This is a genomic window from Limnohabitans sp. TEGF003, assembly GCF_055395455.1.
On the sequence record NZ_AP029225.1, the window covers coordinates 1,299,500 to 1,325,773 of the forward strand.

Annotated in this window: 26 protein-coding genes and 1 tRNA gene; 15 read left to right on the forward strand and 12 right to left on the reverse strand. The window is 61.1% G+C overall.

The annotated features are described in order from the left end of the window. Nucleotides 1-24: 24 nt before the first annotated feature. Both mutM and mutY read left to right on the forward strand, forming a co-directional pair. Nucleotides 25-840, forward strand: a complete 816-nt coding sequence (gene mutM, locus ACZ5RT_RS06435) for a bifunctional DNA-formamidopyrimidine glycosylase/DNA-(apurinic or apyrimidinic site) lyase (protein ID WP_464453922.1) — start codon at nucleotides 25-27, stop codon at nucleotides 838-840. Then, nucleotides 840-1,865: an A/G-specific adenine glycosylase gene (gene mutY, locus ACZ5RT_RS06440; RefSeq protein WP_464453923.1), complete on the forward strand. Its 1,026-nt coding sequence runs from the start codon at nucleotides 840-842 to the stop codon at nucleotides 1,863-1,865. Before mutM ends, mutY begins: the two co-directional genes overlap by 1 nt. Nucleotides 1,866-1,906: 41 nt before the next feature. On the opposite strand, the gene rapZ is transcribed toward mutY, so the two are convergent. Genes rapZ through ACZ5RT_RS06455 form a run of 3 tightly spaced genes read right to left on the reverse strand, consistent with a single transcriptional unit; the run spans nucleotide 1,907 to nucleotide 5,355 of the window. After that, complete coding sequence (gene rapZ / locus ACZ5RT_RS06445; protein WP_291926052.1) at nucleotides 1,907-2,770, reverse strand: RNase adapter RapZ; 864 nt, start codon at nucleotides 2,768-2,770, stop codon at nucleotides 1,907-1,909. Then, a complete protein-coding gene (gene recN, locus ACZ5RT_RS06450) occupies nucleotides 2,767-4,458 on the reverse strand; it encodes a DNA repair protein RecN (protein WP_464453924.1) in 1,692 nt (563 codons plus the stop codon). Before recN ends, rapZ begins: the two co-directional genes overlap by 4 nt. A 3-nt stretch (nucleotides 4,459-4,461) precedes the next feature. After that, the gene (locus ACZ5RT_RS06455; protein WP_422169837.1) at nucleotides 4,462-5,355 is read right to left on the reverse strand and encodes an NAD kinase; all 894 of its coding nucleotides are present in this window, start codon (nucleotides 5,353-5,355) and stop codon (nucleotides 4,462-4,464) included. 28 nt (nucleotides 5,356-5,383) lie between these two features. Between ACZ5RT_RS06455 and hrcA the strand changes: the two genes are divergently transcribed. Together hrcA and ACZ5RT_RS06465 are read left to right on the forward strand one after the other, a co-directional pair. Then, nucleotides 5,384-6,388 carry a heat-inducible transcriptional repressor HrcA gene (gene hrcA, locus ACZ5RT_RS06460; protein ID WP_291925963.1) on the forward strand — a complete coding sequence of 335 codons (1,005 nt, stop codon included), beginning with the start codon at nucleotides 5,384-5,386 and terminating at the stop codon, nucleotides 6,386-6,388. A gap of 628 nt (nucleotides 6,389-7,016) precedes the next feature. Beyond that, nucleotides 7,017-8,075, forward strand: a complete 1,059-nt coding sequence (locus ACZ5RT_RS06465; protein WP_464453925.1) for a hypothetical protein — start codon at nucleotides 7,017-7,019, stop codon at nucleotides 8,073-8,075. Nucleotides 8,076-8,136: 61 nt separating this feature from the next. Here the strand turns inward: ACZ5RT_RS06465 and istB are convergent, their stop codons facing one another. Together istB and istA are read right to left on the reverse strand one after the other, a co-directional pair. Beyond that, on the reverse strand, nucleotides 8,137-8,940 hold the full coding sequence (gene istB, locus ACZ5RT_RS06470) for an IS21-like element helper ATPase IstB (RefSeq protein WP_422170718.1): 804 nt from the start codon (nucleotides 8,938-8,940) through the stop codon (nucleotides 8,137-8,139). After that, nucleotides 8,933-10,441, reverse strand: a complete 1,509-nt coding sequence (gene istA / locus ACZ5RT_RS06475; RefSeq protein ID WP_422170720.1) for an IS21 family transposase — start codon at nucleotides 10,439-10,441, stop codon at nucleotides 8,933-8,935. Before istA ends, istB begins: the two co-directional genes overlap by 8 nt. Nucleotides 10,442-10,821: 380 nt before the next feature. Between istA and ACZ5RT_RS06480 the strand changes: the two genes are divergently transcribed. Beyond that, on the forward strand, nucleotides 10,822-11,010 hold the full coding sequence (locus ACZ5RT_RS06480) for a hypothetical protein (protein ID WP_464453926.1): 189 nt from the start codon (nucleotides 10,822-10,824) through the stop codon (nucleotides 11,008-11,010). Between the two features lie 363 nt (nucleotides 11,011-11,373). On the opposite strand, the gene ACZ5RT_RS06485 is transcribed toward ACZ5RT_RS06480, so the two are convergent. Next, nucleotides 11,374-12,405 carry a P1 family peptidase gene (locus ACZ5RT_RS06485; protein WP_464453927.1) on the reverse strand — a complete coding sequence of 344 codons (1,032 nt, stop codon included), beginning with the start codon at nucleotides 12,403-12,405 and terminating at the stop codon, nucleotides 11,374-11,376. A gap of 43 nt (nucleotides 12,406-12,448) precedes the next feature. Between ACZ5RT_RS06485 and ACZ5RT_RS06490 the strand changes: the two genes are divergently transcribed. The 7 genes from ACZ5RT_RS06490 to greB all read left to right on the forward strand — a co-directional run bounded on the left by ACZ5RT_RS06490 (nucleotide 12,449) and on the right by greB (nucleotide 18,375). Further along, the gene (locus ACZ5RT_RS06490; protein WP_464453928.1) at nucleotides 12,449-13,414 is read left to right on the forward strand and encodes an ABC transporter permease; all 966 of its coding nucleotides are present in this window, start codon (nucleotides 12,449-12,451) and stop codon (nucleotides 13,412-13,414) included. Continuing rightward, nucleotides 13,404-14,249, forward strand: coding sequence for an ABC transporter permease (locus ACZ5RT_RS06495; protein ID WP_464453929.1), 846 nt, complete (start codon nucleotides 13,404-13,406; stop codon nucleotides 14,247-14,249). Before ACZ5RT_RS06490 ends, ACZ5RT_RS06495 begins: the two co-directional genes overlap by 11 nt. Before the next feature lie 2 nt (nucleotides 14,250-14,251). Then, on the forward strand, nucleotides 14,252-15,256 hold the full coding sequence (locus ACZ5RT_RS06500) for an ABC transporter ATP-binding protein (RefSeq protein ID WP_291925953.1): 1,005 nt from the start codon (nucleotides 14,252-14,254) through the stop codon (nucleotides 15,254-15,256). Beyond that, nucleotides 15,253-16,092 (forward strand): ATP-binding cassette domain-containing protein, encoded by an 840-nt coding sequence (locus ACZ5RT_RS06505; protein WP_464453930.1) that lies wholly within the window; start codon nucleotides 15,253-15,255, stop codon nucleotides 16,090-16,092. Before ACZ5RT_RS06500 ends, ACZ5RT_RS06505 begins: the two co-directional genes overlap by 4 nt. Next, complete coding sequence (locus ACZ5RT_RS06510; RefSeq protein ID WP_464453931.1) at nucleotides 16,089-17,606, forward strand: ABC transporter substrate-binding protein; 1,518 nt, start codon at nucleotides 16,089-16,091, stop codon at nucleotides 17,604-17,606. Before ACZ5RT_RS06505 ends, ACZ5RT_RS06510 begins: the two co-directional genes overlap by 4 nt. A gap of 55 nt (nucleotides 17,607-17,661) precedes the next feature. Continuing rightward, nucleotides 17,662-17,738 (forward strand) — tRNA-Arg (locus ACZ5RT_RS06515). Nucleotides 17,739-17,802: 64 nt separating this feature from the next. Further along, nucleotides 17,803-18,375, forward strand: a complete 573-nt coding sequence (gene greB, locus ACZ5RT_RS06520; protein ID WP_283224675.1) for a transcription elongation factor GreB — start codon at nucleotides 17,803-17,805, stop codon at nucleotides 18,373-18,375. Between the two features lie 5 nt (nucleotides 18,376-18,380). Here greB and ACZ5RT_RS06525 read toward each other — a convergent pair whose 3' ends face one another. The 4 genes from ACZ5RT_RS06525 to ACZ5RT_RS06540 all read right to left on the reverse strand — a co-directional run bounded on the left by ACZ5RT_RS06525 (nucleotide 18,381) and on the right by ACZ5RT_RS06540 (nucleotide 22,520). Further along, the gene (locus ACZ5RT_RS06525; RefSeq protein ID WP_464453932.1) at nucleotides 18,381-20,651 is read right to left on the reverse strand and encodes a RelA/SpoT family protein; all 2,271 of its coding nucleotides are present in this window, start codon (nucleotides 20,649-20,651) and stop codon (nucleotides 18,381-18,383) included. Nucleotides 20,652-20,754: 103 nt separating this feature from the next. Next, complete coding sequence (gene rpoZ / locus ACZ5RT_RS06530; RefSeq protein WP_108322400.1) at nucleotides 20,755-20,955, reverse strand: DNA-directed RNA polymerase subunit omega; 201 nt, start codon at nucleotides 20,953-20,955, stop codon at nucleotides 20,755-20,757. A gap of 30 nt (nucleotides 20,956-20,985) precedes the next feature. Beyond that, complete coding sequence (gmk, locus tag ACZ5RT_RS06535) at nucleotides 20,986-21,606, reverse strand: guanylate kinase (protein WP_108428363.1); 621 nt, start codon at nucleotides 21,604-21,606, stop codon at nucleotides 20,986-20,988. 11 nt (nucleotides 21,607-21,617) lie between these two features. Continuing rightward, the gene (locus ACZ5RT_RS06540; RefSeq protein ID WP_464454203.1) at nucleotides 21,618-22,520 is read right to left on the reverse strand and encodes a YicC/YloC family endoribonuclease; all 903 of its coding nucleotides are present in this window, start codon (nucleotides 22,518-22,520) and stop codon (nucleotides 21,618-21,620) included. Between the two features lie 176 nt (nucleotides 22,521-22,696). On the opposite strand from ACZ5RT_RS06540, the gene rph reads away from it, so the two are divergent. Genes rph through hemW form a run of 3 tightly spaced genes read left to right on the forward strand, consistent with a single transcriptional unit; the run spans nucleotide 22,697 to nucleotide 25,296 of the window. Continuing rightward, nucleotides 22,697-23,455 (forward strand): ribonuclease PH, encoded by a 759-nt coding sequence (rph, locus tag ACZ5RT_RS06545; protein ID WP_464453933.1) that lies wholly within the window; start codon nucleotides 22,697-22,699, stop codon nucleotides 23,453-23,455. A gap of 18 nt (nucleotides 23,456-23,473) precedes the next feature. Beyond that, nucleotides 23,474-24,088 carry an RdgB/HAM1 family non-canonical purine NTP pyrophosphatase gene (rdgB, locus tag ACZ5RT_RS06550; protein ID WP_464453934.1) on the forward strand — a complete coding sequence of 205 codons (615 nt, stop codon included), beginning with the start codon at nucleotides 23,474-23,476 and terminating at the stop codon, nucleotides 24,086-24,088. Next, on the forward strand, nucleotides 24,085-25,296 hold the full coding sequence (hemW, locus tag ACZ5RT_RS06555) for a radical SAM family heme chaperone HemW (RefSeq protein WP_464453935.1): 1,212 nt from the start codon (nucleotides 24,085-24,087) through the stop codon (nucleotides 25,294-25,296). Before rdgB ends, hemW begins: the two co-directional genes overlap by 4 nt. 24 nt (nucleotides 25,297-25,320) lie before the next feature. On the opposite strand, the gene ACZ5RT_RS06560 is transcribed toward hemW, so the two are convergent. Together ACZ5RT_RS06560 and ACZ5RT_RS06565 are read right to left on the reverse strand one after the other, a co-directional pair. Next, nucleotides 25,321-25,878 carry a hypothetical protein gene (locus ACZ5RT_RS06560; protein ID WP_464453936.1) on the reverse strand — a complete coding sequence of 186 codons (558 nt, stop codon included), beginning with the start codon at nucleotides 25,876-25,878 and terminating at the stop codon, nucleotides 25,321-25,323. Further along, the gene (locus tag ACZ5RT_RS06565) at nucleotides 25,875-26,243 is read right to left on the reverse strand and encodes a hypothetical protein (RefSeq protein ID WP_464453937.1); all 369 of its coding nucleotides are present in this window, start codon (nucleotides 26,241-26,243) and stop codon (nucleotides 25,875-25,877) included. The genes ACZ5RT_RS06560 and ACZ5RT_RS06565 overlap by 4 nt, the downstream gene beginning before the upstream one ends. Nucleotides 26,244-26,274: the final 31 nt, after the last annotated feature.

Consider the following 26,274-nt stretch of genomic DNA (forward strand, 5'->3'; position numbering starts at 1 on the left):
CCATTGCGGGCGCCGGACCCTTGCATGCCCGAACTCCCGGAAGTTGAAGTCACCCGCCGCAGTTTTGCCGACCGCATCGCCTCGGCCCACATCTTGGCCATGCACTTGGGCAAGCCTCTGCGCTGGCCGCTGGGTGTGCCCGCCGCCAGTTTGGTGGGGCGGCAAATCTGGGGCGTGCGCAGGCGTGGCAAATACCTGCTGCTCGATTTGGACCAAGGCATGCTGCTGGTGCATTTGGGCATGTCGGGCAGCTTGAACTTTGCCCCCACCCAGCCCGAAGCCGGCCCGCACGACCACATGGACCTGGTGACCGACCGGGGGGTGCTGCGGCTGCACGATCCGCGCCGGTTCGGGGCGGTGGTCTGGGCCCCGGGTGAAGATTCGCCCCAGGCGCAAAAACTGCTGGGGCGTTTGGGCGTGGAGCCTTTGAGCGCCCAGTTCGATGAGACGGCTTTTGCCCAAGCCCTCAAAAAACGCCAGTCGGCCATCAAGCAGGTCTTGCTGGCGGGTGACGAAGTGGTGGGCGTGGGCAACATTTATGCATCCGAAGCCTTGTTCATGGCGGGCATACGACCCACCACCAAGGCCTCGCGTTTGTCCAAACCGCGTGTGGCCCGGCTGCACGCGGCCATCGTGCAGGTGTTGACCCGTGCGGTGGAGCAGGGCGGCAGCTCGCTCAAGGACTTTGTGAACGCCGAAGGCCGCACCGGGTATTTCCAGCTGGAAGCGGCGGTGTACGGTCGCGCGGGTGAGCCTTGCCGGGTGTGCGCCACACCCATCCGGTCCATGCTGCAGGGCCAGCGCACCACTTTTTATTGCCCGACATGTCAGAAACCGTGATGACTTTGCCCCCAGAGTTTGCCCGCCGCATGGTGGACTGGCAGCGCCTGCACGGCCGCCAAAGCCTGCCGTGGCAAAACACCCAGGACCCTTACCGCGTTTGGTTGTCCGAGATCATGCTGCAGCAAACGCAGGTGAGCACGGTGCTGGACTACTTTCCCCGGTTTTTGGGGCGTTTCCCGGACGTGGCGGCTTTGGCTGCTGCGCCGCAAGACGATGTGCTGGCGCTGTGGAGCGGCCTGGGCTATTACAGCCGCGCCCGCAACCTGCACCAATGCGCCCAAGAGGTGATGACGCGGTTTGGCGGGGCTTTTCCGCGCCGAGCCGAAGACCTGCAAACCCTGCCCGGCATTGGCCGATCGACGGCAGCAGCCATCGCGGCGTTTTGCTTTGGCGAGCGTGCCGCCATTCTGGACGGCAACGTCAAGCGCGTGCTGACCCGGGTGCTGGGCTACAGCGCAGATTTGGCGGTGGCCAAAAACGAAAAAGCGCTGTGGGCGCTGGCCCAAGACCTGTTGCCAGCGCAAGCGGCTGACATGCCCCGCTACACCCAGGCCTTGATGGACTTGGGTGCCACCGTCTGTTTGCCGCGCAAGGCGCAATGCGAGGCCTGCCCCGTCAGCACCGTGTGCCAGGCCCAAGCGCAGCGCGAGCCGCTGGCCTACCCCGTCAAAACCCGCAAGCTCAAGCGCAGCAGCGCCACCTTGTGGCTGTTGTGGGCGGTCAATGCGCAAGGCCAGGTGTGGCTGCAAAAGCGGCCAGACACGGGCATCTGGGCGGGCTTGTTCAGCTTGCCCGTGTTTGAGTCCGAGGCGGATTTGCTGGCCGCTTGGGCGAAGGGTGGAGACCCGCAGTACATCGCACCCTGGAAGCATGTGCTGACACACCGCGATTTGCACCTGCACCCGGTGCGCATGCTCGGGGTCGGAAGAAGTGCCCCGTCTTGTGAGGGGCAGTGGGTGGATGCCGATGCCTGGCCCGCGATGGGCTTGCCAGCGCCGATTCGGGCTTTGTTAGCAGCGTGAAAAAGATGGATCCCGCATCAAGTGCGGGATGACAGGGTGGGTCAGACCGCGTCCAGCTCCCGGTGCCGTTTCAGGGTGAGCCAGCGTGTGCCGAAATTTTGGGCCAGCTGCTCGACCATGAACACCGAGCGGTGCTGGCCGCCGGTGCAGCCGATGGCCACGGTAACGTAGCTGCGGTGGTCGCGCTCGATGGCGGGTATCCAGTGCTTCAAAAATCCTTCGATCTGCAGCTGCATTTGCACGAACTCTTCGGACTGGCGCAAGTAGTCCTGAACGGGTTCGTCACGACCTGTCAAAGGGCGCAGGGCGCTTTCGTAATGCGGGTTGGGCAGCATGCGCACGTCAAACACATAATCGGCGTCGGTGGGGATGCCACGCTTGAAGCCAAACGACTCAAACACCAGTGTCAGTTGCGCTGAAGGGGCGCTGACCAGGGTCTTGATGTAGGTTTGCAGCTGGGCCGAGCGCAGCAAGCTGGTGTCGATGACATGCGCGCGCTCACGCAACTCGGACAGCAGTTCGCGCTCGAACTGGATGGTCTCCAGCAGCGCCTTGTCGCTTTGCGGCTTGCTGCCGCCCGACAAAGGGTGTTTGCGCCGTGTTTCGGAGTAACGCCGCTGCAAGGTGTCGCTGGTGGCGTCCAGAAAAACCGACTTCACCGTCATGCCCATGTCGCGCAGCAAGGCCATTTGTTCGGGCATCAGGTGCAGCGAATTGGCGCTGCGCACGTCGATCGCAATCGCCAGCCGTTGCTCTTTTTGCTGTTCTTCGAGTTTGACGAAGGGGATCAACAACTCGGGCGGCAGGTTGTCCACGCAGTAATAGCCCGCGTCTTCGAGCGCGTGCAGCGCCACCGATTTGCCGGAGCCGGACATGCCGGTGATCAGGATGATGTCCATGCTCAGCTTTGGGCGGCTTTGCGGCCAGTGGGTTTGGAAGGAGCGCCCAGCATTTCGCGGGCGTGGGCCAGGGTGGTGGCGGACAACTTTTCGCCACCCAGCATGCGGGCGATTTCGCTCACGCGCTCTTCGCCGCTCACGGGGCGCACCTGGCTGCTGACCTGGCCTTGGGCTGCGGCCTTGCTCACCAGCAGGTGGTGGTCAGCGCAGGCGGCCACCTGGGGCAGGTGGGTCACGGCCAGCACCTGGCGGTGTTGGCCCAGTTGTTTCATCAGGCGCCCCACGGTTTCGGCCACAGCGCCGCCGACACCCGAATCCACCTCGTCAAAGATCAAGGTACCGGCTTCGCCCAGTTCGCTGGTGGTGACCGCGATGGCCAGCGCAATGCGCGAGAGCTCACCGCCCGAGGCCACTTTGCCCACGGGCCGGGGCGTGCTGCCTTCGTGCCCGGCCACCAGAAAGCTCACTTCTTCGAGGCCATGTTGTGCGGGCTCGTCCAGGGTTTGGAGCTGCACCTCAAAGCGGCCGCCTTGCATGCCCAGCTGCTGCATGGCGCTGCTGACGGCTTGAGCCAAGGGTTTGGCTGCCTTTTGGCGTTGCTGAGAGACGGCTTTGGCTGCTTGCAGACAGGCTTTGTGGGCAGCTTGTTCGGCTTTTTGCAAAGCGTCCAGGTCGGCAGCAGCATCGAGCTGGGCCAGCTCTTTGCGCCAAGCCTGCAGCGACAAGGGCAGCTCGTCAGGGGTTTTTTTGTAACGCCGGGCCAGCGACAACCACAGGCCCATGCGCTCGTCCAGTTGCGCCAGTTGGGCCGGGTCCAGATCGGTCTTGCGCAAATAAGTGTGCAGGCTGTGGGCCACGTCTTCGGCCTGGGCCTGGGCAGAGGCCAGCACCTCGGCCAGGGCGTTGAATTCGGGCTCAAATTGCCCCAGAGACTGCAGGGTCTGGATGGCACGGGACAGCTGGCGCAGCGCGCCGCCATCGCTCTCGTTGTCTCCGCCTTCAAGCAGCAGCGTGCTTTGGTTGGCCCCGTCGATCAGGGCTTGCGCGTTGGCCAGGCGGCTGTGCTGGGTGCTCAGCTCTTGCCATTCGTCCACCTGCGGGTTGAGCTTTTCCAGCTCGCCGATTTGCCAGGCCAGGCGTTCGCGTTCGTTGGCCAAGGTGCTTTGCGCTTGCTGCGCGTCGGTCAGGGTTTGCTGGGCTTGCCGCCAGCTGTGCCAAGCGGTTTTGAGGGGGCGGGTGTCGATGCCCGCGTAGGCGTCAAGCAGGCCGCGCACCGCGTCAGGCCGGGTCAGGCTTTGCCAGGCGTGCTGGCCATGGATGTCCAGCAGTTGTTCGCCCAGCTCGCGCAATTGGGTGGCGGTGGCGGGGCTCCCGTTGATCCAGGCGCGGCTTTTGCCTGCGGTGTCGACGGTGCGGCGCAGCAGCAAGTCGGCGCTGGCTTCAAAACCGGCTTCTTCGAGCCAGGCCGCAATGGCAGAGGTGGGCTCGAATTCGGCGCAAACCTCGCAGCGGCTGGCGCCTTCGCGCACCACACCCGAGTCGGCACGCGCGCCCAAGGCCAGCTGCAAGGCATCGATCAAAATCGATTTGCCCGCCCCGGTTTCGCCCGTCAACACGCTGAAGCCCGTGCTCAGGTCCAGCTCCAGTTCGTGCACGATCACGAAATCGCGCAGGGTGATGTGCGTCAGTGCCACGGCTCAAGCGCCCTCATTCCAGTGCATTTTTTTGCGCAAAGTGTCGAAGTAATTCCAGCCCGCAGGGTGCAAAAACCGCACCGTGTGCTCCGAGCGCTTGACCACGATCCGGTCCCCCAAAATCAGGTCGGCCAGCGACTGCATGTCAAAGTTGGCGCTGACGTAGCGCCCGGCCACGATCTCGATGCTGACCTCGCTGGACTCGGGCAGCACGATGGGCCGGTTGGACAAGGTGTGCGGCGCAATGGGCGCCATGACCCAGCCGCCAATGCCCGGGTGCATCAAAGGCCCGCCGACCGACAGGGAATAAGCGGTGGAGCCCGTGGGCGTGGCGATGATCAGGCCGTCGGCGCGCTGGTTGGACACAAAGTGGCCATCGACCTCAACGCGCAGCTCGACCATGCCCGAGGTGCCGCCCCGGTTGACCACCACATCGTTCATCGCCAGGGCGCTGAACACGCTGCGCTGGTCGCGCATGACGTGGGCCTGCAGCAAGCTGCGGTCTTCGGCCTGGTAGTGGCCTTGCAGCATGGGCTGCAGCACATCCTGGTAGCTTTGCAAGGGAATGTCGGTGATGAAGCCCAGCCGACCCTGGTTGATGCCCATCAAAGGCAGGCCGTAGCGGGCCATCTGGCGCCCAATGCCCAGCATGGTGCCGTCGCCCCCGATCACCAGGCCCAGGTCGCACTGGGTGCCAACCTCGGTCATCTCCAGCACCGGGTAGGTCGACAGCCCGGTGTGCGAGGCGGTTTCCTTGTCCAGCACCACGTCGCAGCCTTGCCGCGTCAGGAACTGGGCCACGTCGTCCAAAGCGCGGCGTGAACTCTCCAGTGCCCCGCCGTGGGCGGTGGTGTGGTACTTGCCAAAGAGCGCAACGTGACGGAACTTGGATCTCATTTGCAAATTACATCATTAAAATGGCCGGATGCTAGACGATCGTGCCAAGTTATTGCTCAAAGCGCTGGTGGAACGCTACATCGCCGACGGCCAACCCGTGGGCTCGCGCACGCTCTCCAAAGCCTCGGGCCTGGACCTGTCACCCGCGACCATCCGCAACGTGATGTCCGACCTGGAAGAGCTGGGCCTGATTGCCAGCCCCCACACCTCGGCCGGGCGCATCCCCACCAGCCGGGGCTACCGCCTGTTTGTGGACACCATGCTTACGGTGCAGCGCGATGGCCTGGACACCCCGGCGCTCACGCCCGACCAGCCGCAAAAGGTGATCGCCAACGCCGCCAACCTGCTGTCCAACCTGTCGCATTTTGTGGGCGTGGTCATGACGCCCCGCCGGGCCTCGGTGTTCCGGCACATCGAATTTCTGCGTTTGTCGGAACGGCGCTTGCTCGTCATCATCGTCTCGCCCGAAGGCGATGTGCAAAACCGCATCCTGTTCACCGAGACCGATTACTCGCAAAGCCAGCTGGTCGAAACGTCCAATTTCCTCAACACCCACTACGCGGGCATGGCCATCGAGCAGGTGCGCAGCCGGGTGCAGCAAGAGCTGGTGAGCCTGCAAAGCGAGATCGCCACCCTCATGCAAGCGGCTGTGCAGGTCAGCACCGAAGCCCTGGCTGAAGACCAGAACGAGGTGGTGATTGCCGGTGAACGCAATTTGCTGTCGGTGAGCGACTTTTCCAGTGACATGGGTCATTTGCGCCGGGCGTTTGAACTGTTCGAGCAAAAAACGCAACTCATGCGCCTGCTGGACGTGTCCAGCCAGGCCGAAGGCGTGCGCATCTATATTGGCGGTGAAAGCCAGATCGTGCCCATGCAGGAGCTGTCGGTCGTCAGCTCACCCTATGAGGTGGACGGCCAGGTGGTGGGCACCCTGGGCGTGATCGGCCCGACCCGCATGCCTTACGACCGCATGATCCAGATCGTCAACATCACCTCGCGCCTGGTCAGCAATGCGCTGAGCCAGTCCAAATAAGCCCCTGCGGCCCACTACAATCACCGCTTCGGTTGGGGCGTTAGCTCAGTTGGTTAGAGCAGAGGACTCATAATCTATTAAAATAGTTCTCAAATTGTCAAAAAGTCTATATGCGACAACAGGTTACGTGAGAAAAATTGGTGCGTAAAACACTACACACCAGCTACACACTTTTTGACTGTTTTGAACCCGAGTTTTGGTCTGTTTTTCGCCCCTAAAACCGACCCACGTACAATCTATTTTTGAGGGGCGTTAGCTCAGTTGGTTAGAGCAGAGGACTCATAGAAATTTGTGCACCGAGATAGGAAACTTCTCGCGTGAATGGCGTCAAATTCGGTGAAAGCTACGTGCAGTGATGCATACGCCAATGCCGAGCCAAGCTTCGATGTGAAAGCATCGTTGAAGGTGTAGAGACTAGACGGCGCCCACCTACGGCGAAAGCTATGGTGAAGGCATAGTCCAGGGAGTGGCGAAAGTCACACAAACCGGAATCCTTTGGTCGACAGTTCAAGTCTGTCACGCCCTACCAACACTAAAGAGGACTGTGTAAAAGCAGTCCTCTTTTTTTATCTCCACACTGCACACTCACTTGGTTGCTCTTTTCACAAGTTGAATTTAAAGTGCGGCTATGTCGGCAAAAAAAGAGACTACACACATCCTCAGCGAAGGTGAACTCGTCCTGTACAGGCGGGAGCGCAGCTCTATCTGGCAATGCCGTTACAAGGTGGGTGGTGTTTGGCAAAGGGCTTCGACCAAAGAGCGAAAGCTCAAAGACGCCAAAGAGGTCGCCAAAGAACTCCGGATCACGGCTGAAATCCGCAAGCGTGACAACCTGCCTGTCATCACACGCAAATTCCGAGACGTCGCCAAGCTGGCTGTGCAGCGGATGGAGCAGAAGCTTGCCAACGGTGACGGCAAGGTTTCGTACAAGGACTACATCCGCATCATCAATGAGTACCTGATCCCGATATTGGGCAACAGGTTGATCACGAACATTGACAGCGCAGCACTGGATCACTTGGACGCGGAACGCATTCGGATGATGGAGCGACAGCCAAGCCACAGCACCTTGCTGAGCCATAACGCGGCCTTGAATCTCATTTTCGATGAAGGTGTGCTGCGGAACTTCCTCACCGAACTAAATCGTCCAAAGCTGGAGTCGAAGGGCAAGAAAAGCAACCGTCACCCTGCATTTGAGCTGAATGAAATCCAAGCTGTCATCAACAACTTTGACAGCTGGATTGAAAGGGCACGCAACGACCACAGCAGGGAGATGCGCCAAATAATGCGTGACTATGTGGTGATGCTGATCGACACCGGTGCTAGGCCCGGCAAAGAGTTGATGAACCTGAAATGGAAGCAAATCAGGTTCTCAATGAATCCCACGCTCACACTCACCGGCGAAAAAGAATTTCTGGACGATGGCACTGAACAAGATGTCGTACATCCGAACTTGAACAGGATTGTCGAGATGACGGTCTCAGGCAAGACCGGTACACGCCAAATCATTGGGCGCGAGCCAACTGTGAAGGTGTTGGAGCGGATATCCCGCCGTGTGTATGGCGTACGCAATAACGTCGCCGATCCATTGAAGGACATCGCCATCCCCAGCAATGATGACTATGTGTTGCGGACCAAAGACAAGAAGCAGGATGTGAGCTCATCTTTTCAGCATATTGTTGATTAGCCAGACAAACTGAGCCAGTGTTTGCAACCAATATTGAGCCACTGGTTTTTAAAGAATTGGCTTATTCGGTTGTGGATAAGTTTAGCTGTTCTGTGCTTTTACCCCCTTTCGTTTTGGATTGTTTGACCTTCTGGCTGACCGCCTGAGAGTGCTTGAAGCGCCAACTTTCGTTGCCCGTCTCCACAATATGGCAGTGATGGGTGAGCCGGTCCAGCAGCGCCGTCGTCATCTTGGCGTCGCCAAACACGTTGGCCCACTCCGAGAAGTTCAGGTTGGTCGTGATCACCACACTGGTGCGCTCATACAGCTTGGAGAGCAAGTGAAACAGCAACGCGCCACCCGACTGGGTGAAGGGCAAATAGCCCATCTCATCCAAGATCACCAGGTCAACGTACATCAAGCGGTTGGCCAACTGCCCGTGCTTGTTCTGGGATTTCTCAAGCTCCAAGGCATTGACCAGTTCCACCGTCGAGAAGAAACGCACCCGCTTGCCCTTGGCGCGAATGGCATGCACCCCAAGGCTGGTGGCCAAGTGCGTCTTGCCCGTTCCCGGCCCGCCCACAAACACCACGTTGTGCGCCGAGTCCACGAATTGCAGCTCATGCAACTGCTTGACCAGATTCGCGTCCACATGCGCCTGCGCGAAGTCAAACCCCGTCAAATCCCGGTGCGTGGGGAAGCGGGCCACCCGCATCTGATAGGCCATGGAGCGCACCTCGCGCTGCGCAGCCTCTGACTTGATCAACTGGTGCAGCACCACCTCATGATCCAACGCTTTGAGCCTGGCCGTTCCCAGCACCTCCGGCCAAGCGCTGGCCATGCCATGCAGGCTCAGTGCCTTGAGCCCATCGATCACATCACTCATGGCGCGCCTCCTGCTCATCTCTCAAAGCGTCATAGCGCTCCAAATTGGCCAACGCCGGCGTGCTCAGTTGCAAGGGCGTGCTGATTTCTACGCGAGCTGGCATGGGCTCTTTGAGCCGGGCAATCACATTGAGCACATGCTCGGCACTCACTCGACCCGTTTGCAGCGCCAACTCGGTGGCCACCAACACCGCTTCGAGCCCGTGCAAATTCACCGCCGACAGCACCTGTGACATCACCCGGTCGCCCCCTGGGTGTTTGAGCAGTTGACGCTGCAACTCCACTAAAGGCTCGGGCATGTCCCTAAAGGGGGCACCATTGCGCAGCGCCCCTGGCTTGCGCTCGACCAAAGCGATGTAGTGCTGCCAGTCGTATATGGTTTGATCGCGCCCAAAGTGGCGCTCTAGCCGGGCGGCCTGCCCATCAGGCCCCACCACCAGCAAGTACTCTGGGTAAGCGCGCAAACTCACCACCCCATGCACCCATTCGCAGGGCACGCTGTAGCGGTTGCGTTGGTATTGGATCAGCGAGGTCGATGACACCCGAACCGGTTGTTCCACATACCCATCAAAGGGCTTGGGGCAAGGCATCAAGCGGCTCGCCTCGTCTTGCCACACATCGGCAACGCTCAGCTCGGACCACTCTGGGTGTGCCAACTCATCCCACGCTTGACGGCAGGCACTGTGCAGCCACTCATTGAGCTCGGCCAAACTGCCCCAGCGCCGCTCAGTGACCTCGCGCACCACGCCTCGCCTGCGGTCTTGCACGTTCTTCTCAACGATGCCCTTCTCCCATCCCGCCGCCCGGTTACAGAACTCGTGATCAAACAAGTAATGCCCCGTCATCGCCTCAAACCGCGCGTTGACGCTGCGCTGCTTGCCCTGGCCCACCTTGTCCACCGCCGTCTTCATGTTGTCGTAGATACCCCGCTTGGGCACGCCGCCAAACGCTGCAAAGCCCCGGGCATGGGCGTCAAACAGCATTTCATGGGTTTGCGTGAAGTACGCCACCAGCAAGAACGCACGGCTGGCGGCCAGCTTGATGTGCGCCACCTCCAGTCGGCGGCGCAAACCGCCAATGAAGGCGTACTCACAGCTCCAGTCAAACTGAAACGCCTCTCCCAGCTCAAAGTGCAGCGGCACAAACCCCACGCTCTTGGGCGCATGGCTTTGCTCGAGCTTCCACCTCTTGGCAAACCGGTACACGGGGCTTGCGCTACCGCTGTAGCCCATGGCGCGCAATGCCTCAAACAAGGCCTTGACCCCCCGGCGCTCGCGCTTGTTGCGGTGGCTGTCCGCTTTGAGCCAGGTGACAAGCTGCTCCTTGTACGGCTCCAGCACGCTGGCTGTGGCCTGCCGAACAGGGTATTTGGGCTCCACCATCTCCGGCTCGCCCAGCCACTTGGCAGCCGTGTTTCTCGATATCCCAAGCCTGCGGCTGGCTTGGCGCACTGACATGCCGTCTCGCAAGACAAGGCGGCGCAATTTACTCAAAGTTCCCACGTTGATCACTCCTGACCACCCTTGCTCAAAAAATAAGCAGGATAGGCCAATGAAGTGGCTCAAATTTGGATGCAAATCCCCGTCAAAGTGGCTCAGTTTTCATTGACAGTCAACAGGCTATGGTTATCAGTTCTGGCTGCGCGAAAAGCCTGGCCGCTACTTTATGCAAGGTGTGTATGGGCAGTACGTTGGCATTGACCGAGATACGAAAACGGTGATGATCATCAACTCTGCCGACAACGCCGAGGCAGCAGGTTTACGCTCACTCAACACTTTTCGACTATTTCAAGGCGTGATTGCCGCTACAAACCCGTAGCAGTCAGCTAGCGCAGTCCCCACACTCCTTGCTCCTGTGTAAATACTGGACAAGGAGTTTTTTTATGAAGATCGCAGAAATAACGACCGTCAAACCCGTCAAGCCACTTACACCCGATCAGGCGCGCATTGACAGCCTGAAGAAGCAAAAAGATGCCGCAGCGCAGCGCCTCAAGTCAGAACGTGACAGACAGAAGCGGCAGAAGGCGGTGCAGCAGCTAGCCAGTCTTAATGGCCCCCTAAAAACTGCATAACGGGCTTATGCAGCGTCGTTTTGAATTCCGTGAATGGGGCGGATTGGTGGCCTGTCTCCGCAGCGCTGTAGGGTTGAACCTGTAAACTAAGCGCTGAGGTAGGGTACGGAAGATGTGCCTAGACGGACGTGATGCCAGTGCTGGCACGATCTTGAAGAAATTTTTTAACTAAAAAATTCTCAAAACACTACACACTTTGCTGCACACCACAGAAATGTTGCTGTAAGTTGTTGTTGTATAACAACTTTTTTAGAATTTCTGTTCTCATAATCCTTTGGTCGCGGGTTCAAGTCCCTCACGCCCTACCATTCACACCAACAACCAGGCCCGCTCATCACCCAGCGGGCTTTTTTGTTTCTGGGCTCAATTGGCCCAGTCGAAGGCCGCAGGCACATTGCCCCAGCTTGTGGCAATTCCCCGCGCCTGCCTAATCGCATCCACCGTCGCCAGTGCTGTGGCCTCGGCCGCCATCACGGTGAGCAGCATCAAATCCACCGGGCCTGCTTCGGTGCCGGTAGCCATGGCAAACAGGGTATCGCCGTCCAAGGTGGTGTGGGCCGGGCGGATGCTGCGGGCCAGGCCGTCGTGGGCGCTCATGGCCAGGCGCTTGGCCTGGGCTTTGGTGAGGGTGGCGTTGGTGGCGACCACGCCAATGGTGGTGTTGGTGCCGGGCAGGGGGCGGCTGCCGCGCTCGCCCGCGAGCAAGGCGCGTTGGGTGTCCAGCAAGCTGTGTCCATCGGCCGTGCGGGCACCCGCCAGCACCTGGCCTGTGGCCGGGTCGATCACATCGCCCACCGCGTTGCAGGCCACCAAGGCGCCGACCACCCAGGGCCCCACGCGCACGCTGGCGTTGCCGATGCCGCCTTTCATGCAGCGGTCCAGGCCAAACAGTTTGCCCACGCAGGCACCTGCGCCTGCGCCCACATTGCCTGCGGCGGGTGTGGCTGTGGACGCCGCTTTGCAGGCGGCATAGCCTGCTTCTGCGCCGGGCCGGGCCTTGGGGTCGTCACCCGGGCGCACCACGGGCAAATCGAACAACACGGCCGCAGGCACGATGGGCACGCGGCCGTAGCCGGTTTCAAAACCGATGCCCTGCTCATCGAGCCAGCGCACCACGCCCGTGGCGGCGTCCAGCCCGAAAGCGCTGCCGCCGCTGAGCACCACGGCATGCACTTTGTCGACCAGATTGGCCGGGTCCAGCAAATCGGTCTCGCGGGTGCCCGGGGCGGCGCCGCGCACATCCACCGCGCCCACCGCGCCTTGGGGGGCCAGCACCACCGAGCAGCCGGTCAGGCGCTCGCTCAGTGTGAAGTGACCGACCTGCAGGCCGGGGACATCCACGATGGAGCCCACAAGGGCGTTTTGGGCGCTGTTTACAATCGTTTGCGATGCCATCTCAAGTCTTTTCATCGTTGCTCACAGACCCCAAGGATAGCGCGTGCCCCTGTTCTTTTTGAGACGGATGCTGAGCTTTGTGCTGACCCTGCTGGCCACTTCGGTGGTGGTGTTTGCGGTGCTGGAGTTGCTGCCCGGCAATGCCGCGCAGGTGATCTTGGGCGAAACGGCCACGCCGGAGTCGATTGCCGCGATGGAAGACAAGCTGGGCCTGAACCAGCCCGCGGCCACCCGTTACCTGAGCTGGATGGGCGGCATGCTGCAGGGCCAGACAGGCCTGAGCATTTCTTACGACACCCCCACCGCCCAGTTGATGGCCGAGCGCATGCAGGTGACGCTGCCACTGGCTGTGATGGCCATGGGCCTGACCGTGGCGCTGGCGTTGGCGCTGGGCATTTACGCCGCCTCGCAGCAAAACAAGGCGGGTGATGTGGGCGTGATGACGCTCAGCCAGCTGGGCCTGGCCTTGCCCAATTTCTGGCTGGCCATTCTTTTGATTTTGCTGTTTGCGGTGCACCTGGAGTGGGTGAGTGCGGGTGGTTTTCCGGGGTGGTCCGAAGACGATGGCGGCGGGGTGATGGAGGGCATCAAGGCCTTGCTCTTGCCCGCCATGGCGCTGGCGGCGGTGCAAACGGCGATTCTGACGCGGGTGACCCGCTCGGCCGTGCTTGACACCTTGCGCGAGGATTTTGTGCGCACCGCCCGGGCCAAGGGTCTGTCACGCCGTCAAGTGCTGTGGGGCCATGTGCTGCGCAACGCCATGATCCCGGTGCTCACGGTGATGGGCTTGCAGTTTGGCAACCTGATCACCAGCGCCATCGTGATTGAAAACGTGTTTGTGCTGCCGGGCATTGGGCGGCTGATTTTTCAGGCCATTGCCAACCGCGACCTGATCGTGGTGCGCGACGTGGTCATGTTGTTGGCGGCCTTGGTCATCCTCATCAACTTTTGCATTGACGTGCTGTATGCGTGGATCGATCCGCGATTGAAGGCGGGCCATGCGGGATAACAACACATTTTGGCGACGCGCCTTGCGCCACCCGAGTTTTGTGGCGGGCGGGGCCATGGTGCTGCTGATGGTGCTGTGCGCGGTGCTGTCCTTGTTTTGGTCGCCTTACCCGGTGGGGGACATCGACATCCCCAACAAATTGACCTCGCCCAGCGCGGCGCATTGGCTGGGCACCGACAGCCTGGGGCGCGACATCGGTTCTTTGCTCCTGGTGGGCAGTCAAAATTCCTTGCTGGTCGGCTTTATTGCAGTGGGCATTGGCTTGGGTGTGGGCGTGCCTTTGGGCTTGCTGGCCTCGGCGCGGCGCGGCTGGGTGGAGGAGCTCATCATGCGGGCCTCGGACTTCACCTTCGCCTTCCCGGCCTTGTTGTCGGCCATCATGCTCACGGCCATTTACGGGCCGGGCCTGGTGGTGAGCATCGTGGCGATTGGCATTTTCAACATCCCGGTGTTTGCCCGCATTTCGCGCGGCGCCGCCAATGCGGTCTGGGCGCGGGACTACACGGCCGCTGCCCGCGCCGCAGGCCAGGGCCCGCTGGCCATCACACTCACGCATGTGCTGCCCAACATCGCGAGCGTGCTGATCGTGCAGGCCACCATCCAGTTCGCCATCGCCATCCTGGCCGAGGCGGCTTTGTCTTATTTGGGTTTGGGCACGCAGCCGCCGCAACCCAGCTGGGGCCGCATGCTCAACGAGGCGCAGTCGCAGATGTTTCAAGCCCCCATGCTGGCGGTGTACCCAGGTGCGGCCATTGCGCTGGCGGTGTTGGGTCTGAATTTGTTGGGTGATGGTTTGCGCGACGTGCTCGACCCCCGGCTGGCGCGGCAAAGGTGAGCATGAACGATCTATCAAGCGCCAAGCCGTTGCTGCAAGTCGATGATTTGCGCGTGAGCCTGCCCACGGCCCGGGGCTGGGCGCAGGCCCTGCGTGGCGTGTCCTGGCGCATGGAGCGGGGCCAGACGGTAGGCCTGATTGGCGAGAGTGGCAGTGGCAAATCGCTCACCGCATTGGCCCTGATGGGCTTGTTGCCCGAACGCGCCCGTGTGAGCGGTTCCATCGTGTTCAAGGAGCAGGAGTTGGTGGGCCTGCCCGAGCCGCAGATGTGCCAGCTGCGCGGTGCCCGCATGGCCATGATCTTCCAGGAGCCGATGACGGCGCTCAACCCCTTGCATCCGATCTGGAAGCAGATCGCCGAGCCCTTGCGCCTGCACCAGCACATGAGCGCCAGCGACGCGAAAGCCCGCGCCCTGCAACTGCTCGAACGCGTGCAGTTGCCCCGTGCGCGTGAACGGCTGGATGCCTATCCGCACGAGTTGTCGGGCGGGCAACGCCAGCGCGTGATGATCTCGATCGCGCTGGCCTGCAGTCCCGACCTGCTGATTGCCGACGAGCCCACCACCGCGCTGGATGTGACGGTGCAAAAAGAGGTGTTGCGGCTCATCCAGCAACTGGTGCGTGAAGATGGCATGGGCTTGCTCTTGATCAGCCACGACCTGGGCCTGATGCAGGACCAGGTGGACCGTGTGATGGTGATGTACGGTGGCGCGGTGGTCGAGAGCGCGGCCACGCCCGAGCTGTTTGCGCACCGGGCGCACCCCTACACGCGGGGCTTATTTGCGGCGCGGCCGCGTCTGGGCTTGGCCCGCGGCACGCGCCTCACCACCATCCCCGGCAGCGTGCCCGAGCTGATGGATTTTCCGGCAGGTTGTGCGTTTGCCGACCGCTGCAGCTTGGCGGTGGAGGATTGCCGCCAGACACCGCCGCAGGCTGAAAGCATCGACCGCGAAACCAAGGGTGATGAGCCCCATGTGGTCAGTTGCCCGCGCTGGAGGCTGTCATGAACGCGATGTCCATATCAGCGCCTCTGCTGCAGGTGAAGCACTTGGGACGGCGCTTTGCCTTGCCCCGCACGGGTTTGTTTCAACCCGCAGGCGCTTTGCAGGCTTTGTCTGACGTCAGCTTCACGCTGCAGCCGGGCAAAAGCTTGGGGGTGGTGGGCGAATCGGGTTCGGGCAAGTCCACGTTGGCGCGTCTGGTCATGGCCCTGGACACGCCCACCGAAGGGCAGGTGGTGTTCAAAGGGGTGGACGTGCACCAGACCCATGGCCCAGCCTTGCGCCAATTGCGCAGTGGTTTTCAGATGGTGTTTCAGGACCCGTATGGCTCGCTGGACCCGCGCCAAAAAGTGCTGGCCATCGTGACCGAGCCGATCAAGACCTTGGTCGAACCTGCGGATGGCCGAACGCAGCTGCGCGACCGTGCTGCCCAGGCTTTGAGCGAGGTAGGCCTCAGAAGCGCAGACCTTGACAAATACCCGCATGAGTTTTCCGGTGGGCAACGCCAGCGCATTGCCATTGCCCGCGCCTTGATCACGCGCCCTGCATTGATCGTGGCCGATGAGCCGGTCAGTGCGCTCGATGTGTCGGTGCAGGCCCAGGTGCTGAACCTGATGATGGACCTGCAAGACCGCTACGGCCTGAGTTATCTGTTCGTCAGCCACGATCTGGCGGTGGTGAATTTGATGTGCGACGATGCGCTGGTCTTGCAGTCAGGCCGTGTGGTGGAACAAGGCCCCGCAAGCCAAATTTTTCAGCAGGCCGAGCACCCTTACACTCGCAAGTTATTGGCCGCCATTCCGGGCCAGCCCCCTTCTTTTTTGACGCAGGAGACCCCATGAAAAACGTCTTTTCTCTGACCCGCCGCACCCTCGCTTTGAGCTCGGTCGCCGTGTTGGTCGCCAGTGGGGTGGCTGCCCCTTTGCAGGCGCAAGCCCAGTCGCGCAAGGACACCGTCACGCTGGGCATGATCCTGGAGCCCACCAGCCTCGACCCGACCATGGCCCCGGCGGCGGCCATCGGTGAGGTGGTCCACTACAACATCCTCGAGGGCCTGACCAAAATCAACGTCGATGGCAGCATCAGCCCCTTGCTGGCCGAGAGCTGGAAAATGGATGCCGACGGCAAAGCCTACACCTTCAAGCTGCGCAAGGGCGTGAAGTTTTCTGATGGTGCGCCATTCGACTCTGCCGCTGTCAAGTTCAGCTTCGAGCGTGCCAAAGACGCCAAGAGCACCAACAAGGCCAAAGGCGCGGTGTTCAACAACATCAGCCACATCTCGACCCCCGACGCACACACCGTGGTGCTGGTGCTGAGCAACCCGGACGGCAACTTCCTGTTCCGCATGGGTGAGAACACCGCCGTGATCTTGCACCCGGACAGCGCCGCCAACGCCGCCACCAAGCCCGTGGGCACAGGCCCTTACAAACTCGACAGCTGGGCCAAAGGCTCTGCGGTGACTTTGTCCAAATGGGATGGCTTTCGCGATGCCGCTTCTGTCAAAGTGAAGAAAGTCACTTTCCGTTTCATCAACGATTCGGCTGCCCAGGTGGCCGCCTTGCTGGCGGGCGACATCGACGGCATGCCGCGTTTCCAGTCGCCGCAAAGCTTGGCACAGTTTCAGAAAGACAAACGCTTTGTGGTTGAAATGGGCAGCACGGCCGGCAAAGGCATCATGACCATCAACAACCGCAAGAAGCCGTTCGACGATGTGCGCGTGCGCCGCGCGCTGTCGCATGCGATCGACAAGAAAGCCTTCATTGACGGCGTGTTTGAAGGTCTGGCCAAGCCCATCGGCAGCCACATGGCACCCACCGATGCGGGCTATGTGGAGTTGAGCAACACCTACGCTTACGACCCCGAAAAAGCCAAGGCCCTGCTCAAGGAAGCCGGGGTGCAAACCCCGCTGAACGTGACCCTGACCTTGCCCCCACCGCCTTACGCACGCAAGGGGGGTGAGATTTTGGCTGCGCAGCTGGCCAAAGTGGGCATCGTGGCCAAAATTGAAAACGTCGAATGGGCGCAGTGGCTGGGCGGCACCTTCAAGGGCAACTTTGACCTGACGGTGATCAACCACGTTGAACCACTGGACTACATGGCTTATGCCAACCCGCAGTACTACTGGGGTTACGACAGCAAGGCTTTCCGCGACTTGGCGGCCAAACACGCGGCCACCACGGCGGCCAAAGAGCGCACGCAGCTGTTTGGCGACATGCAGCGCATGATCGCCAAGGATGCGGTCAACGTGTTCCTGTTCAACGCCACCAACACCGCGGTGTACCGCAAAGGCCTCAAAGGTCTGTGGTCGAGCTCGCCGATTTTTGCCAACGACATGTCGGCCGTGTCCTGGCAATAAATTGAGGGGCCGCCCAAAACTGCCCTGAAAAGCTTGCTATAATTCGATGCATGATGCGGCTGTAGCTCAGCTGGATAGAGTACTTGGCTACGAACCAAGGGGTCGTGGGTTCGATTCCTGCCAGCCGCACCAAAAATTAGAAAGCCCACAACGCAAGTTGTGGGCTTTTTCTATTTTTGCCCTTGAACATCAGGACATGAGCAAAGCCTTCACCAAAGAGACCGACGGCGACGATGACGACGAGCTGGGTTTGCCGGCTTTGCCTTCAGGTGCACGCAACTACATGACGCCAGGCGGCTACGCCCGACTGCGCGCCGAGCTGTTCACCCTGATCGATGACGAGCGGCCCAAGGTGGTCGAGATCGTGCATTGGGCCGCGAGCAACGGGGACCGCTCAGAAAACGGCGATTACCTCTACGGCAAAAAGCGTTTGCGCGAGATCGACCGCCGCATCCGTTTCCTGACCAAGCGGCTCGAAATCGCCGAAGTGGTGGACCCGGCCGTGCACCATGGCAGCGATCAGGTGTTCTTTGGGGCCACGGTCACCTACGCCGAGGCCTCAGGCGTCGAGCGCACAGTCACCATTTTGGGCATCGACGAAGCCGACAGCTTGCAAGGCCAGGTCAGTTGGGTCTCGCCGATCGCACGCACCTTGCTCAAATCACGCGAGGGCGATGAACTCAAGTTGGTCACGCCTGCAGGCGTGCTGGACATCGAGGTGTTGCAGGTCCGCTATCCGGCCCCTGCTGGATCTGGGCTGGCAGGCTAGGCTTTTCAGGCGGGGGCGTTGCCTTTGTGGGTCTGGCGCTCAGCCCGGACCACCGAGGGGGTGCGCTTGAGGTGACGCAGCACTTGCTCAAGATGCGCCACATCCCGCACCGCAATGACAAATTTCAACTCGGCCATGTCTTGCGGTGAATCGCTGCCCATGTCCACGTGAACGATGTCGGTCTCGGCGACGGCCAGTGCACCCGCCACACGGGCCAGCACACCCTTGCCGTTGACCACGCTGACGTTGATGGCAGTCTCGAAGCTGCGGCTCAGTTCGTCCGACCACTCCACACCAATGAAGCGCTCGCTGTCCTTGTGTTCCAGCTTACGCGCGGTGGCGCAGTCGCGGGTGTGCACAGCCAGGCCTTCACCACGGCCCAGGTAGCCCACGATGTCGTCACCGGGCAGTGGGCGGCAGCAGCGGGAATAGACCACCGACGCGTTTTCGCTGCCGTCCAGGGTGATAGCCCCTTGCGAGATGGATTCGTGCGCCGTGAATCGTTCCCGCGTCATCAGCAGGGCATCGGGTTTTTGGCCCCGCTCGGACAGCAAAGCGGTCAGACGTTTGGCCACAATGCTGGCGATGCGTTTGCCCAGGCCAATGTCCATCAACAAATCTGCGCGGTTGCGGTTACCCGTGAAGCGCAGCAATTTGTCCCAAATGATCTGGTCGTTCTCCTCGTCAGAAGGGAGCTTGTCGATGCCTTCGGCACGCAAGGCTTGGGACAGCAGTTTTTCGCCCAGCTCGACCGATTCGGTTTGCGCCATGGTCTTGAGGTGGTGGCGGATCTTGGAGCGGGCGCGCCCGGTGCGCACAAAGCCCAGCCAGGCTGGGTTGGGGGCCGACACGGGCGCGGTGATGACTTCGACCACATCACCGTTTTTGAGCTCGGTGCGCAGGGGTACTTGGTCGCCGTTGATGCGAGCGGCCATGGCGTGGTCGCCCACCCGGCTGTGGATGGCATAAGCAAAGTCCACCACCGTGGCGCCGCGTGGCAAAGCCATGATCTGGCTCTTGGGGGTGAACACATAGACGGCATCCGGGAACAGGTCGACTTTGACGTGGTCCCAGAACTCGGCCGCGTCGCGTGTTTCGGTCTGGATGTCCAAAAGCGATTGCAGCCACTGTGTGCCCAGGCGCTCCGACTGGGCGCTGGCCGATTCGTGCTCTTTGTAAAGCCAGTGCGCTGCCACGCCGGACTCGGCCACCAGGTGCATGGCCTCGGTGCGCATCTGAAACTCGACGTTCACGCCCGATGGCCCCACCAAGGTGGTGTGCAGCGACTGGTAGCCGTTGACCTTGGCAATGGCGATGTGGTCCTTGAACTTGCCGGGCACGGGCTTGTAGATCTGGTGCAACCAGCCCAGGGCCGTGTAGCAGTCAATTACCGAAGGCACGATGACCCGGAAGCCGTAAATGTCGGTCACCTGGGCAAAGCTCAGGTGCTTTTCATCCATCTTCTTGTAGATGGAGTAGAGGGTTTTTTCGCGGCCACTGATGCGCACATCCATCTTGGCCTGTGCAAAAACGGCTTCGACATCGGCCTGCACCTTTTGAATCAAATCGCGGCGGCGGTTGCGTGCGCGCGAGACCGCCTTGGTCAAAACCGCATAACGCCAGGGCAGCAGGTGCTTGAAGGCCAGGTCTTGCAGTTCGCGGTAGATCTGGTTCAGGCCCAGGCGGTGCGCAATCGGGGCATAAATTTCGAGGGTTTCCGAGGCGATGCGGCCCCACTTGCTGCGCGGCATGTCGCCCATGGTGCGCATGTTGTGGGTGCGGTCGGCCAGCTTGATGAGGATGACCCGCACATCGCGGGCCATGGCCAGCAGCATCTTGCGAAACGACTCGGCCTGGTTTTCTTCGCGGGTGTTGAACTCCAGCTTGTCCAACTTGGTCAGGCCGTCCACCAATTCGGCCACCTGGGAGCCGAAGCGCTCGATCAACTCGATCTTGGTGACGCCGCAGTCTTCCATCGCATCGTGCAACAGGGCTGCTGCCAATGCCTGGGCGTCCAGCTTCCATTCGGTGCACAAACCGGCCACCGCGATCGGGTGGGTGATGTAGGGCTCGCCACTTTTGCGCATCTGGCCCAAATGGGCTTCGTCGGCAAATTTGTAGGCTTTGCGCACCATGTCGGTTTCGGCTTCGCTCAGGTAACCGAGTTGGGCCTCCAGCACCGCAAAGCTGGCCGCTGCCGCGTTGGCCGCAGCAGGCGGCACGGCCTTGTGGCGGCTGTGACCTGCTGGGGTGGACGGGGGCATGGCGGTGCTCATGACGTCAATGTAACGCAAGCGTTGGCGGGTGTTTCTGGCGGGCACAAAAAAGCCCCATGACTGGGGCTTGATGGGATCCGGCCACGGCCGGATGGGGCGCGCTTCAGGCCACTCGCTTGAGCATCTCGATGCCGACTTTGCCAGCAGCGATTTCGCGCAAGGCGGTCACGCCGGGCTTGTTTTTGCTCTCGATGCGGGGCGTGTGGCCTTGGCTCAGCATGCGGGCGCGGTAAGTGGCGGCCAAAACCAGCTGAAAGCGGTTGGGGATCTGTTCCAGGCAATCTTCAACAGTGATGCGGGCCATGTGTGTTCCTTGAAAATGTCTGTACGGGGTTCAAGCCATCTTGAGGGCTTGAAAGGTGTCAGGCCGGGCACGGCGCTGGACGTGGTATTTGAGCCGCTGGGCGTGAACAACCGCTTTGAGGTCAAACAGGGCACGGTCAAATACTTCATTGATTATAACGAAGTCGAATTCTTTGGCTTGTGCCATCTCCACCGCCGCATTCTGCAGGCGCAGCTCGATGATCTCGGGCGCATCCTCGCCCCGGCGCTCCAGGCGCGAGCGCAACTCTTCCCAGCTGGGCGGCAGGATGAAGATCAGTACCGCGTTGGCGTACATCTTCTTGATCTGCAAGGCACCCTGGTAATCGATTTCCAGCACCACATCGGCCCCCTGGGCCATGCGGTCTTCGATCATCTTTTTGGAGGTGCCGTAGCGCTGGCCGTGCACATGGGCCCACTCGACAAAGGCGTCGGCCAGCACCATGGCATCGAACTCCTGCGCCGAGGCGAAAAAGTATTCGCGGCCGTGCTTTTCCTGGCCTCGGGGGGCGCGGGTGGTGTGCGACACAGTGGGCTGCACGCGCGAATCCAGCTCCATCAAGGCCTTGACCAGACTGGATTTGCCAGCCCCGCTGGGGGCGGCCACGACAAACAGGTTTCCTGGGTAATCCATGTTCAGGCTCTTTATTCGATGTTTTGGACTTGTTCGCGCATTTGCTCAATCAGCACCTTCATGTCCACCGAGATGCGGGTCATCTCCAGCACGGCCGATTTGGAGCCCAGGGTGTTGGCCTCGCGGTGCAGCTCCTGGATCAAAAAGTCCAGGCGCTTGCCGATGTCGCCGCCCTTGTCCAGCAAGCGGCTGATTTCGTCCAGGTGCGAGCGCAGGCGGGTCAGCTCTTCGGCGACATCGATGCGGATGGCAAACGCGGTCGCCTCGGTGAGGGCCCGGTCTTGCGCAGATTCGGGCAGGTGGCTGCCGTCGGCCAGGGCCATGGCGTCTTTCCAGCGCTCCAAAAAGCGCTGGCGCTGTTGTTCCACCAACTGCGGCACCAGCGGCACGGCCAGATCGGCCAAGCTGCGCAGCTGGGCAATGTGGCCTTGCAGCATCTCGGTCAGGCGGGCGCCTTCGCGGGCGCGGGCTTCGCGCAGGGCGTCCACGGCTTGGGCAGCCAGTTGCATCCAGGCGGCTTCGTCGGGTGCGGCCTGGCCAGAGCTGCCTGCGGTCATGCGCAACACGTCGGCCACACTCAAAGCGCGGGCATCGGGCAGCCAATCCTGAATCTTGCCTTGCAAGGCGGCGATTTTTTGCAGGGCCTGGTGGTTGGGGGCTTGCAAGGCCGCGCCGTCACCGGCATCCTGGCTGGCCCGCACCTCCACTTTGCCGCGTTTGATCTGGCGTGTGATCAGCTCGCGCAGGCCGGGTTCGAGCTGGCGCAGTTCTTCGGGCAGGCGAAAAGACAGGTCCAGAAAACGGCTGTTGACCGAGCGGATTTCCAGGCCCATCCGGGCTGTCGGGGCCAAGGGGGCAGGGGTGTCACCGCCTGCACCCAGCGGGCTGTGCTGCACGCTGGCGTACCCGGTCATACTGTAAACTGGCATCGATCAAGTTCCTTGTGACAGCGCCAAGCCAGACTGGCCGCGATGCGCTGCAAATGCCCAGCCTGACAGCTGAACATGAAACGAGGCATTATCTCAAACTCTTGGGCCCGCCCCGCCTGCGCATGGCCGGGCTCAGCAGACAACCCCCTTTCAGTGCCAACATGAACACCACCGTCTCTTACGTCCGAACCGGTCGCGCCAGCGACGCTTTGCGCGCTGTGCGCATCACCCGCGGTTACACCGTGCACGCAGAAGGCTCGGTGCTCATTGAGTTTGGCCAGACCCGCGTGCTGTGCACCGCTTCGGTCGAAGAAAAGGTGCCGGGCCACAAAAAAGGCAGCGGCGAAGGCTGGGTGACCGCCGAATATGGCATGCTGCCCCGCGCCACCCACACCCGGGGTGACCGCGAAGCCGCACGCGGCAAGCAGAGCGGCCGCACTCAAGAGATTCAGCGCCTGATTGGCCGCTCGCTGCGGGCCGTGTTTGACCTGAAAAAACTGGGCGAGCGCACCATTCACCTCGACTGCGATGTGCTGCAGGCCGATGGCGGCACGCGCACCGCCAGCATCACGGGCGCTTTTGTGGCGGCGCAAGACGCCGTCAACTGGCTCATGGCCACGGGCAAACTGAGCGAGTCGCCCATCATCGACCGTGTGGCTGCCATCTCGGTGGGCCTGAAAAACGGCACCGCCTTGCTGGACCTGGATTACCCCGAAGACTCGGCCTGTGACACCGACATGAACGTGGTCATGACCGGCGCGGGCCATTTTGTGGAAGTGCAGGGCACGGCCGAAGGCGTGGCCTTCACCCGCGTCGAGATGGACCGTATGCTGGCTCTGGCTGAAAAAGGCATTGCACAACTCGTGCAGCTGCAAAAGCAGGCGCACGATGAGCCCAAGACCCTGACTTTCAGCGCCTGAAGCGCGGTGGGTGGCTTCATGAAAATTGTTCTGGCTTCCAACAACGCGGGCAAACTGGCCGAGCTGCAAACTCTTTTTGCGCCGCTGGGCATGACGCTGGTGCGCCAGTCCGAGCTGAACATCCCCGAAGCGGCAGAGCCCTTCAAGACCTTCGTTGAAAACGCTTTGGCCAAAGCCCGCCATGCCGCGCAGTTGAGCGGCTTGCCCGCCCTGGCCGATGACGCGGGTCTGTGCGTGGATGCTTTTGGCGGGCAGCCGGGCGTGGACACGGCGTATTACGCCACCCGCTTTGGCTACCCCAAAGGCGATGACACCAATGTCACCGCGCTGCTGGCGCAAATGCAGGGTGTCACCAACCGCCGCGCCGCCATGGTCAGCACCTTGGTGGCCGTGCGCAGTGCCGACGACCCGGAGCCCCTGATTGCCGTCGGCCGGGTGGTGGTGCAGATCGCGCCTGAGCGCCGGGGCAGCCATGGATTTGGCTTCGATCCGGTGTTGTTCTTGCCGGAATTTGGCAAGACCTTTGCCGAGCTGCCCACCGAAGTCAAAAACGCCAACAGCCACAGGGGCCGTGCCGCGCAAGCCATGCTGGCGCTGATGCGCGAGCGTTGGCTGGATGGTTCTGCCGCATGAGTCCACACCTTGACCCGGTGCACGCCATGCGCCCCGGCGTGCTGCAGCTGAACGCTTTGCCGCCGCTGTCGCTGTATGTGCACCTGCCCTGGTGCATCAAGAAGTGCCCGTATTGCGACTTCAATTCGCACGAATTCCGGGCCGGGGCCGACGCGCCGTCCACACAAGACGCCTACATCGACGCCTTGTTCGCCGACCTGGAAGCAAGCCTGCCCCTGATTTGGGGTCGCAGCATCCAGACCGTGTTTTTGGGCGGTGGCACACCCAGCCTGTTTTCGCCCGAAGCGATAGACCGTTTGGTGGGTGGCATTCGCGCCCGTGTGCGCCTGGCGCCAGACGCCGAGATCACCATGGAGGCCAACCCCGGCACCTTCGAGAAAGACCGCTTCAAGGCTTTCCGTCAGGCGGGTATCACCCGCTTGTCGATTGGCGTGCAGAGTTTTGACAATGCGCACCTCAAGGCCCTGGGCCGGGTGCACGACCGCGACCAGGCCCTGGCCGCCGTGACCGAAGCCGCGCAGGTGTTTGACACCTTCAATCTGGACCTGATGTACGCCTTGCCGGGCCAGACGTTGCAAGGCCTGACGCAAGACATCCAGACTGCATTGGCCTTTGCGCCGCCGCACATCTCGATCTACCACCTGACCATCGAGCCCAACACGGTGTTCGCCAAGTTCCCGCCCACCTTGCCCGAAGACGATCTGGCCTACGAGATGATGGACCGCATCACCGAGCTGACCGCATCGGCGGGTTTGGCGCGGTACGAAGTGTCGGCCTATGCCAAGCCAGGGCACCAGTGCGCCCACAACCTGAACTACTGGCAGTTTGGGGACTATCTGGGCATTGGCGCCGGGGCGCACAGCAAGCTCAGTTTTGCGCACCGAGTGCTTCGGCAAGTGCGTTACCGTGAACCTGCGCTCTACATGCAGCAGGCCATGAAAGGCGAGCCCGTCACCCAAAGCACCGAGGTGTCACGCCAGGACTTGCCCTTTGAGTTCATGCTCAACGCCTTGCGTTTGCGCGGTGGTTTTGATCTGGCCGATTACGTGGACCGCACGGGCCTGGCCATGACCAGCATCCAGCAGGGTTTGCAAGAGGCGGAAAAACAAGGGCTGATTGGCCGAGACCTGCACCGGGTCTGGCCGACCGACAGGGGCTTTGATTTTTTGAGCGATTTGCAGGCGCTGTTTTTGGCCGAGGCCGATTGAGGCCAGCAATTGGCCCGGTGTGCGTCAGGTTTTGATGCGCAGTCGGTCCAGGGCGAACTTGAAGCTGTAGAGCATCAGCAAGGCGCCTGTCACGTTGCCAAAAAACATGGGCCAAACATCCACCCACACGTTGATGTTGGGTCGATCCATCAAGAGCCAGACCAGTTGGTGGGCCACAGCGCTGGCGGCCGAAGAAATCAGCGTCAAATTCAGCAATTGCAAGGGGTCCAGTTTTTGCAGTTGTTCGCTGAGCCAGTGGTGTTTGTGCAGGTATTTCATCACCACCCAAGGGGTCAATCCGCCGGCCACCCCGTTCAACAAGCCCAGCAAGGGATTGGAGCCATCAATCACCTCCCAATCGATGAACCAGCTGCCCAGCATCAGGCCCAGCGCACCGGGCAAGCCCAGCACCAACACCAGAATCACCCAGAAACCCGCGGGCAAGAACACCCAGTTCACCCCCTTGCTGTGCTCCAGGGTGTGGAAAATCCAGTCATTGAATTTGAAGAAGCCCACAAACAAAACAGCACTGATCAGAGTCAGTGCTGTTTTTTGTAAGGTTCTTTGGATCAAAGGGTTCATGCAGGCAAATCTTGGTGTGCCACTTGCATGGACTGCCCCAGATGACTGAAGTAATCCAAGGTCCGCTGTGTCGGAATCAAGAACTTGGCGCGGCGATCGCCTTCCAGGTTCAAGGTGCTCAGCATGTCTTTTTCACGCAGCCGGGTGATGCGTTTGTGCAGCGTGGCAGGAGATCCCAAATCAGCCAAGGCGATGGCCTCGCGCACCGTCATCGGCTGGTTTTCGTACCAGTGCAAAACCACGGCTTGCAACAAGGCTTTCTCGTTGGCGTCCATCTCCATGCCGTCTGGCAGGGCCTGGATGACTCTGGCCAACTGCAAAAAGCGCAGGTAGGCAGATACAAAAGGACTGTTGGTTTTTTCCATAAATTTGATTTTATCGAATTTTTGTAAAACC